Source organism: Lewinella sp. W8 (genome assembly GCF_004375085.3).
Classification (GTDB): domain Bacteria; phylum Bacteroidota; class Bacteroidia; order Chitinophagales; family Saprospiraceae; genus Neolewinella.
Genome location: NZ_SNAQ03000017.1, coordinates 51,655 through 65,794, shown reverse-complemented (window position 1 = coordinate 65,794; position 14,140 = coordinate 51,655). Strand labels below are relative to the sequence as shown.

Below are 14,140 nucleotides of genomic sequence, written 5' to 3'. Positions count from 1 at the left end.
TTTGTCCCCGGGTACCGGACGTTGGTAACGCCCGGGGTGGTGTTGGTCAAGTTCTTTGTGTGGGAGAAAGGAAGCCGCTAGTTTTGTCCCCGATGCGTGTGCTCAGATTGATCAAGGCGGGACTGTTTTGGCTGTTGCCTTCCTTCATTTTGCTGGTCAGCGGATTGGCATTTATGGAGCATAACCTCGAAGCTTCCAGCACTTTTATGTGGCTCTTTGCGGGGGCATTAGTCCTGAGGAAACCAGTAGGCTGGATTTTGAGAAAGTTTGGTGTTCCTCCCCTGACTCCCGCGCAGAATAGACAGGGAGTCTTGGGTGGAGCAGTTTTTATGGGCATTGTCTTCCTTATTGGGGTAATCGAATCGTTTCCCGAGCATCCTGCCGTTACGGTCTTGTGTACTGAATTAGCGGTTTTTGTACCGGTTGGAACGTGGTACGTTCAACAGCATGGTGGCTTGTCCAGCCTTAGAAAAGCTTCTACCGGTAAGAAATGGCGATTAGTGTTTTGGTTTTTGGGCATGGCCATGGTCCTTTTTTTGCTGGCCATGAGTACTTACGAATTTGAGCCGGTCGTCGGAATCCTGGCCACCAGCTATTTTCTGGGATTAGGCTTCCTGGCCATGCGCTGGTTCATTCGCCAGGTCCGTGGCCTGCTTACGCTGAGGAAGGAAAAAACGACCGCTGAATTACTTCACCTCCGCAGTCAGGTCAATCCGCACTTTTTCTTTAACATGCTGAACAACCTTTACGGTACCGTCGGGCAGGACAGTGACAAGGCCCAGCAGTTGATTCTGAAGCTTTCGGACCTGATGCGCTACGGTATCTACGAGGGGCAAAAGGAGACCGTCTCCCTGATGTCGGAGATCAATTACCTGGAGAATTACGTAGCCTTACACCGCCTGCGCTACCACAAACAGATCGACGTCGACTTCCGGCACGAACTGGCCGACGAGAATCGGCAGGTAATGCCTCTGCTGTTCATTATCCTGTTGGAGAATGCCTTTAAGCACGGGGTGGAGAATTTGCGCAAGGACGCCTTTGTGTCCGTACGCATGTGGACCAGTCCGGACACCATCCACTTTCGGGTGAAAAACAATTTTGACGTCGAGGCGAGAAATGAAACGCCGGGGATCGGCCTACAAAACCTGAAACGCCGGCTGGCCCTGGCCTATCCCGACCGGCATATCTATCGGATTGATGAGACGGAGGACACCTACACTGCTGAATTAACCCTGAAGGCAACATGATACGCTACCTGATCATTGATGACGAGTACATCGCCCACGATATCATCAGGGGGTATTGTGACCTGATGCCGAATATGCAGCTACAGAAGAGTTGCTACGACGCCATTGAGGCACTGGAATATCTGCAGTCACATACGGTGGAACTTATCTTCCTCGACCTGAACATGCCCAAGCTCAAGGGATTTGAGTTTTTGCGTACCCTGCGCCATCCGCCCAGGGTGATCGTCACGACCGCCTATCAGGAATATGCCCTGGAGGGGTACGAACTCGACGTGGCGGATTACCTCCTGAAGCCCTTCAGCTTTGAGCGCTTTCTCAAGGCCGTACACAAAGCCACCGCGGAGGCTTCTCCCGCTACGGCGACGCGGGGGGCATCCGCTCCACTACCGGAAGGGAAGCGAATTTTCTTGCGGGAAAACAAGCAGTACCGACAGGTGGAGGTCCTGGACATCCTGTACCTGGAAGCTGCGGGCAATTACACCAAAGTCGTTACCCCGCAGGGCGTCATTATGCCCCGGGAAAAGATTTCCGACTTATACTCGGCGCTGGAGCAGGAAGATTTCCTGCGGGTGCATAAATCCTTCGTGGTGGCCACGCGCCACATCGAAAGTGTGGAGGGCAACCGGATCAGAATCGGGGAGCAACTCATTCCGATCGGTAAGCAATATAAACTCAACGTAGATCGGTTGCTCGGCTAGGGTAGCGGTTAATGATTACCGTTCAGCAACTGTTTTGCCGTCAGCTCGGCACTTTCCACGGCACCATCCATGTAGCCGGGGAAGGCCTTGGCCGTCTCCGAGCCGGCCATCAGGAACTTTCCTCCGAACTGTGACTGCCGGAAGGCGGGGTGCCCATTGTGTTGGTGGGCCCCCACCGGTTGAGGGTAGGGAACATAGGTGAAGGGGTCTTCGGCCCAGGGGTATTCCAGATATTCTCCGTCGGAGACGGTGTACGACTCATACACCCGTTGTAGTTGTTCTCGGACCATCCGTTCCCGAACGATGGGAGATTCCCGTACCAGTCCCGGATGAAGAAAGCCCTTGAGGGCGAAGTATTCGTCCTTGGCGTCGGCGTGTTCGTAGGCTTCCGTCAGGGGCCCGGCGTTGCTGAACAGGGTGCCGGACTGATGGCCCGTTCGCCAAAAGGGGCTTTGGAAACGAAGTCCGGCCTTAATGGACTCCCCCATCCAGGTATGGGTTTGGCGGGCGAGTTGCTCCAGTGCCGGAGGAAGCGCCGGGGTGAACCGAAGGGCGTCAATCATCAGGTTCGGGGGTAGGGTGCTGACTACGCGATCCGCCCGGTAGGTCTCCGTACGGGTCCTGACCAAGGCCTCCTTGCCGGTGAAATCCAATGTTTCAACGGGCTGATCGAAAATGATCTGCTCCTCCGCGAGGCGATCCATCAGGGTCTGGATGAGCGCGGAGCTCCCTCCGGTAATGCGAAAGCTTGGCTCTTGATCTGGTGGGAAAGGAATTTTTTCGGCGGGACGTTCCGGGCCCGGGTCATACATGGCAAGCTGCCCCAATTGCTGCTGGAAGAGCGGGATTTCGAGCTCCCGTAACAGGCCGACCAGGTGGCGGTGCTTGAGTCCGAGCCAGGTAGCGCCCATTTCTACCGGTGCCTTTCCCGGTGCATAGTGGGTGAAAATTCGTCCGCCCGGTCGGGGTCGTCCTTCGAGAACCAGGGCTTTCGTACCCGCCCGTTGTAATCGATAGGCGAGGGTAAGGCCGGTGAGGCCGGCGCCGATGATAATGACGGAGTGGTGGTTCATGAATGCTGGTTGGGGATTCAGTGGGCAAACACCGGCAGAAAATAATCAGTCGAGGAACTTGCCGACATTTCCATACGTTCTCCACCGGCGGGCAAGAAAATCTGCGCCGGAAAGGGGCTGATGCCGCTCACTTCTTTGGGGGTAAATGTTAAAGCGTGCGAAATTTTTACTGTTTTTCAGGGAGTTATGAAGGTAGGTGGTGGAAAATATAGGGCAAAAGGCTTGTTTTCAAATATTAATGAGCGTACCTTTGCGTCCGCTTTGGTGAAGGGGCCCCGTAGGGGCGGAAATACCGGGGCCATTAATCTTGTAAAATCGTATCTTAAGTGAATACACTATCCTACAAAACGAAGTCTGCCAACGCAGCATCGGTAGAGCGTAAGTGGCACGTTATTGATGCCGACGGCGAAGTTGTTGGTCGTCTGGCGAGCCGCGTGGCTGCTATCCTGCGCGGTAAGCACAAGCCGGACTTCACGCCGCACTTTGACAACGGCGATCACGTCATTATTGTAAACGTAGAGAAGGTTCGCTTCACGGGTGATAAGCTCACCAAGAAGGAGTACCTCCGTCACACCGGATACCCGGGCGGACAGCGTAAGGCCACTCCCCGTGACCTCCTGGACAAGAAGCCGGAGCGCGTACTGGAGAACGCCATCAAGGGCATGCTTCCCAAGACCAAGCTCGGCCGGGCGCAGATCAAGAAACTGCACCTCTACGTAGGACCTGAGCACCCCCACGCCGCTCAGAAACCAGAAGAACTCAAGTAAATCATCAGCGGAGGCCGCCGGGATTCATTGCCTTTATTACAATCCCTGCACCTGCGTCCGCGCCAAAATAAAATATCCGCATGGAACAGATTAATGCCATCGGACGACGTAAAGCCTCCGTGGCCCGCGTCTATCTCTCCCAGGGTAAGGGTAACATTACCGTTAACGGGAAGGACTACAAGGAATACTTTCCTCAGCACCACATTCAGCTGAAGGTGACCCAGCCGTTCAACATCATCGAGGTGGACAACGCCATCTACGACCTGAAGGTGAACGTGTCTGGCGGAGGGATCAAAGGACAGGCCGAAGCCATTCGCATGGCCATCAGCCGGGCCCTGGTGAAGCTCAACGAAGACTTCCGGGTACCCCTGAAAGCACAGAAAATGCTTACGCGTGACGCCCGCGTCGTAGAACGTAAGAAGTACGGTAAGCCCAAGGCCCGTAAGAGCTTCCAGTTCTCTAAGCGCTAGTATTTATGGCCTGGCTGCTTAATTGCACAACCAGCAACCAGCAACCAGCAACCAGCAACTAGCACCAGTATTCCATTCATCAACGTCAACAGCCCGCGGGCTAAAGACAATTAATAAAGAATCAAATGGCTACTAAGCCCACCCACCAGGAGCTACTTGAAGCCGGTGTTCACTTCGGACACCTGCGTCGTAAGTGGAATCCTAAAATGTCGAGCAACATCTTCGGCGAAAAGAACGGTATTCACCTCATCGACCTGAACCGGACCATCGAATCGCTGGACCGTGCCGGAAACGCCATGCGGCAGATTGCTCGTGCCGGTAAGAAGATCCTTTTCGTGGCCACCAAGAAGCAGGCGCGGGACATCGTGACCAAGTCCGCTACTGAAGTTGGCATGCCTTACGTAACGGACCGTTGGCAAGGAGGTATGCTGACCAACTTCAACACCATTCGTCGTTCCATCCGTAAGATGCAGAACTTCGAACGGATGCTGAACGATGGCACCCTGGACAGCGTAACCAAGAAGGAGCGTCTGGACATCACGCGTGAGCACGAGAAGATGCGCAAAGTACTCGGTGGTATCGCCGATATGGGTCGTATCCCCAACGCCATCTTCGTAGTGGACATCGTACACGAGCACCTTGCCGTAGCGGAAGCCAAGAAGCTAAACATGCGGACTTTCGGTATCGTAGACACCAACGCCGACCCCACCAGCGTTGACTACCCCATCCCCGGTAACGATGACGCCAGCAAGGCCATCAAGATTACCGTGGACTACCTCATCGACTGCATCAAGCAGGGACTCTCCGAGCGGAACGAAGAAAAGGACGCCAAGGAGAGCAGTGGTGAGGCTACTGCCGCTGCCGCCGAGTAAAGGAGTAGTGCTTCAGCCTGCCATACACTGGGAGGCTGAAAACCTAACCTTCGCTTAAAGTCGCAAAATTATCTTTGCGGCTTTGGCGTACCCGTTGCTGGTATGCCAGCCCAACCTAATTCAGAATTTTCCCAAAATATACCCCCACTATGGCCATTTCTGCCAGTGACGTAAAAAAACTCCGGGACATGACGGGTTCCGGTATGATGGATTGTAAAAAAGCGCTTACCGAAGCCGGTGGTGACTTTGACAAGGCCATTGAAATCCTGCGTAAGCGTGGTGAGAAGGTTGCCGCCAAGCGTGGTGACCGCGACGCCAACGAAGGTGCCGTTATCGCTAAGATCAATGATGACAAGACCTACGGTGTTGTCGTTCGCCTGAGCAGCGAGACCGACTTTGTGGCTAAAAACGATGACTTCGTTGCCTTTACTCAGAAAGTTGCCGATATCGCGCTGGAAAACCGCCCCGCCAGCCTGGAGGCCCTCCTGGCTCTCCCCATGGAAGGAGACCTGACCATCGAAGACAAAGTAACCGAGATGGTGGGTAAGATCAACGAAAAGATCAACCTGACCGCCTACGAGCAAATCGAAGCTCCACTGGTAGCCGAGTACATCCACTCCGGTAACCGTGCTGGTGTACTGGTTGGCCTGTCGCAGAACAGCGATGATGCCTACAATGCCGGCCGCGACGTGGCCATGCAGGTAGCGGCCATGAAGCCCGTTGCTCTGGACAAGGACGATATCGATCAGGAGACGCAGGACAAAGAGGTGGAGATCGCCAAGGAACTGGCCCGTCAGGAGGGTAAGCCCGAAGCCATGCTCGACAAAATTGCCATGGGCCGCCTGAACAAGTTCTTCAAGGAGAATACGCTGGTAAACCAGCAGTTCGTGAAGGACAACAAGAAGACCGTTAAGCAGTACCTCAACGATACGGAGAAGGGACTGGCCGCTACGGGCTTCAAGCACGTAACCCTCGGCTAATCCGCCAGAGATTCAAACTACAGATTTTCCCCCGCCGTGACGTCACGGCGGGGGATTTTTGTTTACGGAGGACCCGATTAAGGTCCGGGATAAGTGGTGGGAATATCCATTACCTTTAGCACCGCATGAGAAAGCTTGGCTGGACACTCCCTTTCCTGATAATGACCGTCTCCGTGGCGGGACAAGACATCTCCGGGTCCGACGAAGAGCGGTTGGCCCACGTCCTCGAACACGCCTACGAGTACTACAGCGCGGACTTTGACACGGCCGACAGCCTGTTCCGGTGGGCGGTGGCTACGGCCGAGTCCCTCGGGCGGGAGCGTGATCGGGCGACCTCCCTGAAATTCCTGGGGGTGGTCAATTACCTCAGCGGGCGGTACCCCGCGGCCCTGGAGCACTACCAGGAATCCCTTTCCGCCTACGAAGCCCTGGATGACCCCGCGGGGCAGGCGGCAGTGCTCAACGAAATGGGCAACTTCTTTCGCAAGCGGGAGGAGCGCGACCGGGCCCTGGCCATGTTCACCCGCGCGGGCGAGCTGGCCCTCCGGGCCAGTGACAGCACCCTTTACGCCACGAGTCTGGACCTGCGGGGGATTCTGGCCCGGGACCAGCAGCAACTGAAAAAAGCCGACAGCCTGTGGCAGGTAGTATTGAAGATTCGCCTGGCCATTCAGGATTCCGTAGGCCTGGGTTACGTTTACGATAACCTGGCGACCCTGGCCGCCGGCCGCGGCGCTACGGCTGAGGCCATCGCGCTGTTTGAGCAAAGTATTCAGCTGCGGCGCCAGCTTGACGACCGGCAGGGGGAGGCCATCGCCATCAATAACCAGGGAGAAGCCTACCTGACGGCCGGAGATACCTCGGCCGCCATTCCCTACCTGACGAAGAGCCTCACGCTCAGTCGGCAAGTAGGTTTTACGGATTTACAGCAATGGACGATGGGTTTACTGGCGGAAGCCTACGCCGCTGAAGGGCAACTGGGGCGTGCTCTGAAGCTACAACGGGCGTCCGCCAGTCTGAAGGACAGTCTGTATTCCGTGAGCACCACCACGCGCATCGCGGAGATGCAGGAAAAATACGAAGCCGAGAAACGTGCCCTGGAATTAGCGGGTCAGCGGGCACAGCTTCGTCAGCGTACGGCCTGGCTGGTCGCTGCTTCCCTGGGCTTCCTGCTGTTGTTGTTCATCCTCGTGGCCCTGGTTCGACGGCAGCGACAACGCCGTCAGGCGCTGCGCCGTCAGGCCGCCGTCCAGCTACGGGAAGACCGTCTGCGAATTTCCCGTGACCTCCACGATCACCTGGGGGCGGAATTGGGAATTATCGCCTCGGACCTGGGCCGACTGGCCCGGCAGCCCTCGGCGCCGGCCCTGGATAAAGTAACCGGACAGGTACGCTTCGCCATGGAACAAATGCGGGAAACCATCTGGGCGGTGCGCTTAGAGGCCGCTACCTGGGCCGATCTGTTTGCCCGCTTACGGGAATTTTCCGCCAAGTTGTCGCACCCCAACGTACAATTCTTCCTCGCCGAAGCGGCCAGGGATGTGTCCCTGACGCCGCTGGAGGTGCTGGAGTTGTACCGTTTTGGCCAGGAGGCCATTCGTAATGCGGTGCGCCACGCCGGGGCCGGAATCATTCGCGTAGAAGCAGACGAAAATGGCCTGTGTATCCTTGATGATGGCCACGGCTTCGACCCCGAAGGGACGGTGGCCGGCTTTGGGCTGCATTCCCTCCGGGAGCGCGCGGAGCAGCTGGGCGCGGACTTTTCCCTAACTTCCCGGAAGGGCGGCGGCACCCGGGTGGAATTACGCTGGCGGAAAGTATCCCCCCGATGAAATACGCAGTTCATCGTATTGTCCCTGCCCGTCCCGCATGGGAACTTTGGACCATAGTTTCTGGAGCGGGGGGACAGTTGGGCCCGAGAGGGTTTCCCCCCGCTTTTACACTTTATTTTCGATAAAATGATCCCAGTGATTCACGTTGCCATTGCCGAGGATAAGGGCCGCATTGCGGCGGCCCTGCGCGCTGACCTGGCGCTGGTGGACAACGTCAGACTCGTAGGGGATTACCGTACCGGCCGGGCCGTTGTGGAAGGTATCCAGGCCCTGGACAATCTGCCCGATCTCATCTTTATGGACATCGACATGCCCGAATTGGATGGCGTGGAGGCCACGCGGCAAATCAAGACCAGGTTCCCCCAGATTCGTATCCTCATGCTTACGGTTTTCGAAGATGAGGAGCATTTGTTCCGGGCGATCAGGTCCGGTGCCGATGGCTACCTCCTCAAGGGAGCAACCCCGGAGGAGTTGGAACGGGCCATTCAGGAAGCACTCAACGGCGGCGCTCCGCTTTCTCCCTTGATGGCCAGAAAGTCTCTGCTCTTCCTGCGGTCTTCCGTTGAGGGGGCAAGGGAATCGGGAACGGAGGCCAGGGAGGTGGAGCCGCTCTCCGAACGGGAGACCGAGGTGCTGCAGCAACTGGCGGTGGGCCTGAAGTATCGGGAGGTCGCCAAAAACCTTCACCTGAGTGAGGGGACGGTAAGAAAGCACGTCGAAAATGTGTACCGGAAACTGCGGGTAAACAATAAAACCATGGCGGTGGCTCGGGGTCGAGACGCCGGACTCATCCCTTAAATATGTTTCAATATGTCTGTTGTTTTTCCACGGTGCCGGGCCATTTGCCCGGTAAGCCTGATGACGCTGCTGTGCCTGTTCTTGAGCTATACGACGCTGGAGGCGCAACGATACCCGACCGGAGAGGTCTTCGACGCCGAGGTCTATAATGCTCTGCCGCTTAAGGCCAAAGTGAGCACCCGAAGCATTTTGCCCCCCCGGGTAAGTCTGGAGCAATACACTCCGACCCCCGGCGATCAGGGAGCCTTTATGACGTGCTCGGCGTGGAGCTCGGCCTACCACTTCCGTACCATCATTGAAGCCAAACAACGCGGAATTACCGACCGGACCCAAATTGATAAACTTACCTTCAGTCCCACCTGGGTCTACGAAATCCTGAAGTCCGAAGACGATAATTCCTGCGGTGGCGGCCTGATGACGGCTAAAACCCTATTAGTATTCAAGGAGCTGGGCGTCCCCTCCTACAGCAGCCTGCCCTTTACCTGTTTAGCGGGTAGCCAGCAGGAGCGTTTTTCCCAGTTGGACCCGCTGATGGAGGAAGCGGCCCGGGCGAGAATCCGGGACCTGCAAATCCTTTTTCTGGCCAAGGAGGGGGTAGACCCTCAGGAGAAAATCCAGGCGATCAAGAAGGTGCTCGCGGAAGGCTACCCGGTATTGATCAGTCATACCCTCTACGACAGCTTTCACAGCGCCGAAGAGGTGTGGTACACCCAGGCCGGAGAGGATCAGGCCAGCGACCGCCACGGAAGCCACGCCATGGTCATCGTCGGCTTTGACGACGATAAGTACGGGGGTGCCTTTCGGTACATGAACTCCTGGGGAAGCAACTGGGGAGACAACGGATTCATCTGGGTGCCCTACGCTACCACCGGTAAACTCTGCTACGGAGCCTACCAGGCCTTTCCCTTTGCTCCGCAGGCGCCACCGGCGCCCGCTCCCGTGCCCGCCCCGGCACCTGCGCCTGCGCCCACCCCTGCTCCCGCTCCGGCCCCGCCACCCCCGCCCCCGGTAGCGGCATCCCTTCCCGCCGGTAGCCTGGATTTTGTCCTGCGCAGCGGAGAAGCCATGCCCGTCAGCCGGGTCAGCACGCGTAATCTGATCGTGGAAGATGATGTCGTGCCGGTGAGCACCTACCGGATGCAAACGGCTTACCCCAGTGGTACCCGCTTCCGCTTCTACCTCAACACGGAAACGGAGGGTTACGTCTACGCACTGGCCACCGATTTGTCCGGAAAGATCAATCAGATTTTTCCCTACGCCCCCGGCGTATCTCCCTTGGTGGGTAGCAGCTCCGTTATCGCCTTTCCGGCGGACGATAAGGTCATCCGGATGGATAACCAGGCGGGCACGGATTACCTGCTGGTCCTCTTCAGCCAACAGGCCCTGGACTTACCGGCCATCAAACGAGACATGGACGCCCTGTCGGGTGGTTTGACCGAGCGACTGGGTAAAGTACTGGGAAAGGCCCTCGTCGATCCGGGCCAGGTTCAGTATGAGGCCGGCCGGGCGGGCTTCCGGGTGCGGACCGGCGCTACCGGAACCGTGGTGCCCCTGATGGTGGCCATTGAACACCTGTAAAACGAATTAAAGCATGACTCGCTCCCTTCTCCTACTCTGCCTGCTTTTTATGGGATTTACCCTCCCGGCCCAGTCGCCGGAACTGGTTATTCCCGGCAACCCTCCCTACCAGATCCGGGACGTGGAGGTAAGTCCTGACGGACAACTGGTGGTATCCTCTTCCGGGGCTCAGGTGCGCTTTTGGGATTATGCGTCGGGTAAGCTACTGCGTACGCTGCGCATTCCTAACGGGTCGGTCTTCACCGACAACATCAACCACCTGGCCTTTAGTAACGACGGGCAATACCTGGCGGCGGTTAGTGAGAACACCTTCAGCCTGCTGTCGGTGGCGGACATGGCGGTAGTGGACCAACGGGAAATTTATCCCGCAAAGTTGGACCGGACCCGCTTTCTGGGGGACGTGACGGCCCATCCGAGCCGAAATGAGTTTTACTTCTTTCTCGCCGGCGGAAAGGAATGCCAGATTGCGATGTATAAAATCGGGGAACGGGCCCTGTTTACGAATACCAAGTACACCTACCCGGGGGAGGAGCCGAGTCCCGCCAAGCGGCTGAGCTTTACGCCCGATGGACGTCAATTACTGGTCACCTACCTGGCCCGTCGGGAAGCGTCCATTGTGGACATTTACGCCGCTACGGCCAGCGCACTCCCCGGCGGGCAGGCAATACTGCCCGACGGCAACTTCCTGTACGAAGATCGTCAGGATGGTGCCATCACCCTGACGGTCGCTAAGACGGACGGACAGCTGGTCTGGAGGAAAAGAATCACCCATCCAGACATCAAAAAGCTCGGAAAGCTATACCAGAACTTTGTCGCCGATGCGGGGCAGGAAACCTTCTACTACGGGCTGGAAGGGGAGGGGATGATCAGCGGAAATTACCGGACCGGTGCGGGCGTAGCCTACGTGACCAAACCGGGCGGCAGCTCCAACAGCGTGCTGCAGTTGTACCGGTCGGGCAAATTGCTCGTCACCAACCGGGACCCTAACCGGATTGCGGAAGCAAGAAACGGTCAGGTATTCCGCCATTTTGGTGCCCCCCTGCTTTCCGTCAGCGACCTGCGCACCACCCCCGATGGACTTCAGTTTGCGATGGGCAGCCGCTCCGGAGAAATCCGGCACGTTCGCCTGACGGATCGCGGGCCCCGCCAGGCGATTATTTCCCCGGTGGGAAAATCGGAACATCTGGCGATCAGCAGGGGGGGGCGGTACGTGGCCTCCAGTCATCCCGATGGCCGGGTGAGCTGGAGTGATGCCCAAACCGGCAGTACGGTCATGGTGACCCTCGCGTATCCGGAACCCCGGGCCGTCGGCCTGGATGAGCAGGGGAATATGCTGGTTGCCAGTCCGGGAGGCGTGGCCTACTATCCCGCGGGAAGCACCCGGGCCAGCTGGACGGTGAAGGGCAACGATTACCCCAAGGCTTTTGCCGAGCATTGGTTCGTAGCCTTTTCCCCCGATGGACGTCAGGTACTCAGCAACGATTTTGTGGAGGTTGATAACCCGGGCCAGGCCACGGTACTTACCGCCTACGATACCCGCCAGGGGAAGGTACAATGGCGGTCCCGTATCCCTTGCGGGACCTTTCAGTACCGGCCGGACGGCAAGACCGTCATCGGTGGTAGTTTCCTCAAGGACGTGGTCACCATCAACGCCCGCGATGGTAAGGTGATCAGGACGTACACCCGTCGGGACGGGACGCACTTCGAGGCGGCCTTCAACGCGGCGGGGGATAAGCTTACGGGGCAGGAGCGCCCCACCGAAGGAAGTACGGACGAAACGATTACGGTGGTCGGGGCCGCCAGTGGGCAGATTGAACAGCGCCTCGCGGGGCACCAGGGCACGGTGAACGCAACCGGTTTCCTGGACGGAGATTTTCTCCTCTCGGCGGGCTTTGACAACACCGTTCGCCTGTGGGATTTGCGCTCCGGGCGGGAGGCCGCCAAGTTGTTTTTCTTCGATGACCGTGGCGACTGGGTGATCATTACCCCCGACGGTCGCTTCGACGCTACACCGGAGGCCATGAAGTACATGTACTACACGCTGGGGAAGGAAATCCTGCCGCTGGAACAGTTGTACGCGGGCTTCTTTACGCCGGGATTACTCGGGGCCGTCCTGAGTCGTAGTGAAGGGCCGGTCCGTCCCCTCAGCATCGGGCAGGTGGAGAATCCGCCTTCGGTCTCCATCCGCTATTCCTCGGGCACCCGTAACCTGATCGTAGAGGATGATCAAACGGAAGAAATAACCAAAGTTTTGGCGCAGGCGCAGGATGCCGTGCTGACCCTTTCGGCCGTGGGCAACGGTGGTGGTGTGGCCGATCTGCGGTTGTACCACAACGGGAAGCTCGTGGGAAGTGGTGCCCGCAATCTGATCGTAGAGTCGGATAGCGAGGCTGATTTGGAGCGGGATTACCGCCTCCAGCTGCTGGCGGGAGAGAACCATTTTCGGGCCGTAGCCATCAACGGACAGGGCACCGAAAGTGCGCCGGCGGAACTGATCGTGAGCTTTCAGCCCCCAAAACCCGCCGCCGGCCCCGCCGCGGAAGACGTCATCACCCTACACCTGCTCACGGTGGGCATCAACCAGTACAAGAACCCCCGCTACAACCTCAACTACGCCGAAGCGGATGCCGCCGGACTGGAGGCGGCCCTCCTGTCGGGCATGGGGGGCATCGTGGGACAAACGAAGGTGTACAGCGTCCGGAACCAGGCGGCTAAACGGGAAGATATTCTGACGGCCCTGCAACAGGTGACGGCCGCCGCAAAGCCCCAGGACGTATTCGTTTTCTACTACGCTGGCCACGGTACCATGTCCGAAGGTGCCGAGCCCGATTTCTTCCTGGTACCCCACGATGTTACCCAGATTTACGGCAACGAAACGGGCCTGGCCCAGCGCGGGATTTCGGCTACGGAGCTGCGCACCCTGGCCGCCGCCATTCCCGCCCAGAAGCAGCTGTATATCCTGGATGCCTGTCAGAGTGCCGGCCTGGCCAGCAGCTTCGCCCGCCGCGGGGCGGCGGAGGAGCGCGCCATCGCCCAACTGGCCCGCAGCACGGGAACCCACTGGCTGACGGCTTCGGGAAGTACGCAGTTTGCGTCCGAATTCGATGAGCTGGGCCACGGAGCCTTCACCTTCGTACTGCTGCAGGGATTATCCGGCAAGGCCGCCGGCAGCGACCGGCGGGTGAGCGTCAACGAACTCAAGGCTTATCTGGACGCCGAAGTGCCGGAACTGACCCAGCGGACGAACGGCGTACCGCAGTATCCGGCCAGCTTCGGGTTCGGGCAGGATTTTCCGTTGAGTGTGCATTAGCGGCCATTCCAGGAGAGGAAAATTTATACAACAAAAAATTATATAATGCGAGGCGCCGGATTCCGGCGCCTTTCGCGTTTATTGACCTGACAAGAGTGTGGAAAGGGTTTTTATCCACAAATTTTTGAGGTTTTCCACATGTTGATAACATTATCCACATTGTTGATAAATTTCATTTATGGCCTAAGTAGCTGTTTTATAATTGGATACAAATTAATTTCCACAGGCTGTGGATAAAAAATGGTGAAATAGGTGCCCGGAAAGCATATCTTAGCCTGAGCACGAGAGAAAACAACGAATTGTTAGTGGTTTTCATCCCGTAACGGACTTACTGATACCACTTGGGCTAAGGCGGCATCTTCCTTGAGGTGCCGCCTTAACTAGGCCCGAAAGCAAGGGCTCCGGTAGTCCTTGAACCTACTCACGAACAACGACCAGGGTTTTACTATCTGCTCTTTCAGGGTGCTGTCCGCCCGGAAGAGTGCGGGAAAACCTCGGCATTTATTTCACAGTGC

At 57.5% G+C, this 14,140-nt stretch carries 11 protein-coding genes; 10 read left to right on the top strand and 1 reads right to left on the bottom strand.

From position 1 onward, the window contains the following. The first annotated feature begins 500 nt into the window (after positions 1 to 500). Both E1J53_RS24005 and E1J53_RS17810 read left to right on the top strand, forming a co-directional pair. The gene (locus E1J53_RS24005) at positions 501 to 1,247 is read left to right on the top strand and encodes a histidine kinase (RefSeq protein WP_216650075.1); all 747 of its coding nucleotides are present in this window, start codon (positions 501 to 503) and stop codon (positions 1,245 to 1,247) included. After that, positions 1,244 to 1,945: a LytTR family DNA-binding domain-containing protein gene (locus tag E1J53_RS17810; protein WP_134273757.1), complete on the top strand. Its 702-nt coding sequence runs from the start codon at positions 1,244 to 1,246 to the stop codon at positions 1,943 to 1,945. Before E1J53_RS24005 ends, E1J53_RS17810 begins: the two co-directional genes overlap by 4 nt. 8 nt (positions 1,946 to 1,953) lie before the next feature. On the opposite strand, the gene E1J53_RS17805 is transcribed toward E1J53_RS17810, so the two are convergent. Next, complete coding sequence (locus E1J53_RS17805) at positions 1,954 to 3,018, bottom strand: NAD(P)/FAD-dependent oxidoreductase (protein WP_134273759.1); 1,065 nt, start codon at positions 3,016 to 3,018, stop codon at positions 1,954 to 1,956. Between the two features lie 326 nt (positions 3,019 to 3,344). Between E1J53_RS17805 and rplM the strand changes: the two genes are divergently transcribed. The 8 genes from rplM (at position 3,345) to E1J53_RS17765 (ending at position 13,625) form a co-directional block, all read left to right on the top strand. Then, on the top strand, positions 3,345 to 3,785 hold the full coding sequence (gene rplM, locus E1J53_RS17800; RefSeq protein ID WP_134273762.1) for a 50S ribosomal protein L13: 441 nt from the start codon (positions 3,345 to 3,347) through the stop codon (positions 3,783 to 3,785). Positions 3,786 to 3,865: 80 nt separating this feature from the next. Then, positions 3,866 to 4,255, top strand: a complete 390-nt coding sequence (gene rpsI, locus E1J53_RS17795) for a 30S ribosomal protein S9 (RefSeq protein WP_134273765.1) — start codon at positions 3,866 to 3,868, stop codon at positions 4,253 to 4,255. Positions 4,256 to 4,380: 125 nt separating this feature from the next. Beyond that, positions 4,381 to 5,127, top strand: coding sequence for a 30S ribosomal protein S2 (gene rpsB / locus E1J53_RS17790; RefSeq protein WP_134273768.1), 747 nt, complete (start codon positions 4,381 to 4,383; stop codon positions 5,125 to 5,127). Positions 5,128 to 5,276: 149 nt separating this feature from the next. Next, positions 5,277 to 6,107 carry a translation elongation factor Ts gene (tsf, locus tag E1J53_RS17785; protein WP_134273770.1) on the top strand — a complete coding sequence of 277 codons (831 nt, stop codon included), beginning with the start codon at positions 5,277 to 5,279 and terminating at the stop codon, positions 6,105 to 6,107. Positions 6,108 to 6,232: 125 nt separating this feature from the next. Further along, complete coding sequence (locus E1J53_RS17780) at positions 6,233 to 7,939, top strand: tetratricopeptide repeat-containing sensor histidine kinase (RefSeq protein WP_134273772.1); 1,707 nt, start codon at positions 6,233 to 6,235, stop codon at positions 7,937 to 7,939. Between the two features lie 126 nt (positions 7,940 to 8,065). After that, positions 8,066 to 8,737: a response regulator transcription factor gene (locus E1J53_RS17775; protein WP_134273775.1), complete on the top strand. Its 672-nt coding sequence runs from the start codon at positions 8,066 to 8,068 to the stop codon at positions 8,735 to 8,737. Positions 8,738 to 8,749: 12 nt separating this feature from the next. Beyond that, entirely contained in the window at positions 8,750 to 10,315 is a 1,566-nt protein-coding gene (locus E1J53_RS17770) for a C1 family peptidase (protein ID WP_134273778.1), read from the top strand. Between the two features lie 13 nt (positions 10,316 to 10,328). Continuing rightward, positions 10,329 to 13,625 (top strand): caspase family protein, encoded by a 3,297-nt coding sequence (locus tag E1J53_RS17765; protein ID WP_134273780.1) that lies wholly within the window; start codon positions 10,329 to 10,331, stop codon positions 13,623 to 13,625. The last annotated feature ends 515 nt before the right edge of the window (positions 13,626 to 14,140 follow it).

Bases quoted from the DNA above. Each gene is read 5' to 3' on its own strand.
- rpsB (WP_134273768.1), top strand. From the start codon at position 4,381: ATGGCTACTAAGCCCACCCACCAGGAGCTACTTGAAGCCGGTGTTCAC.
- E1J53_RS17805 (WP_134273759.1), bottom strand. From the start codon at position 3,018: ATGAACCACCACTCCGTCATTATCATCGGCGCCGGCCTCACCGGCCTT.
- E1J53_RS17775 (WP_134273775.1), top strand. From the start codon at position 8,066: ATGATCCCAGTGATTCACGTTGCCATTGCCGAGGATAAGGGCCGCATT.
- E1J53_RS17765 (WP_134273780.1), top strand. From the start codon at position 10,329: ATGACTCGCTCCCTTCTCCTACTCTGCCTGCTTTTTATGGGATTTACC.
- tsf (WP_134273770.1), top strand. From the start codon at position 5,277: ATGGCCATTTCTGCCAGTGACGTAAAAAAACTCCGGGACATGACGGGT.
- rpsI (WP_134273765.1), top strand. From the start codon at position 3,866: ATGGAACAGATTAATGCCATCGGACGACGTAAAGCCTCCGTGGCCCGC.
- E1J53_RS17780 (WP_134273772.1), top strand. From the start codon at position 6,233: ATGAGAAAGCTTGGCTGGACACTCCCTTTCCTGATAATGACCGTCTCC.
- E1J53_RS17810 (WP_134273757.1), top strand. From the start codon at position 1,244: ATGATACGCTACCTGATCATTGATGACGAGTACATCGCCCACGATATC.
- E1J53_RS17770 (WP_134273778.1), top strand. From the start codon at position 8,750: ATGTCTGTTGTTTTTCCACGGTGCCGGGCCATTTGCCCGGTAAGCCTG.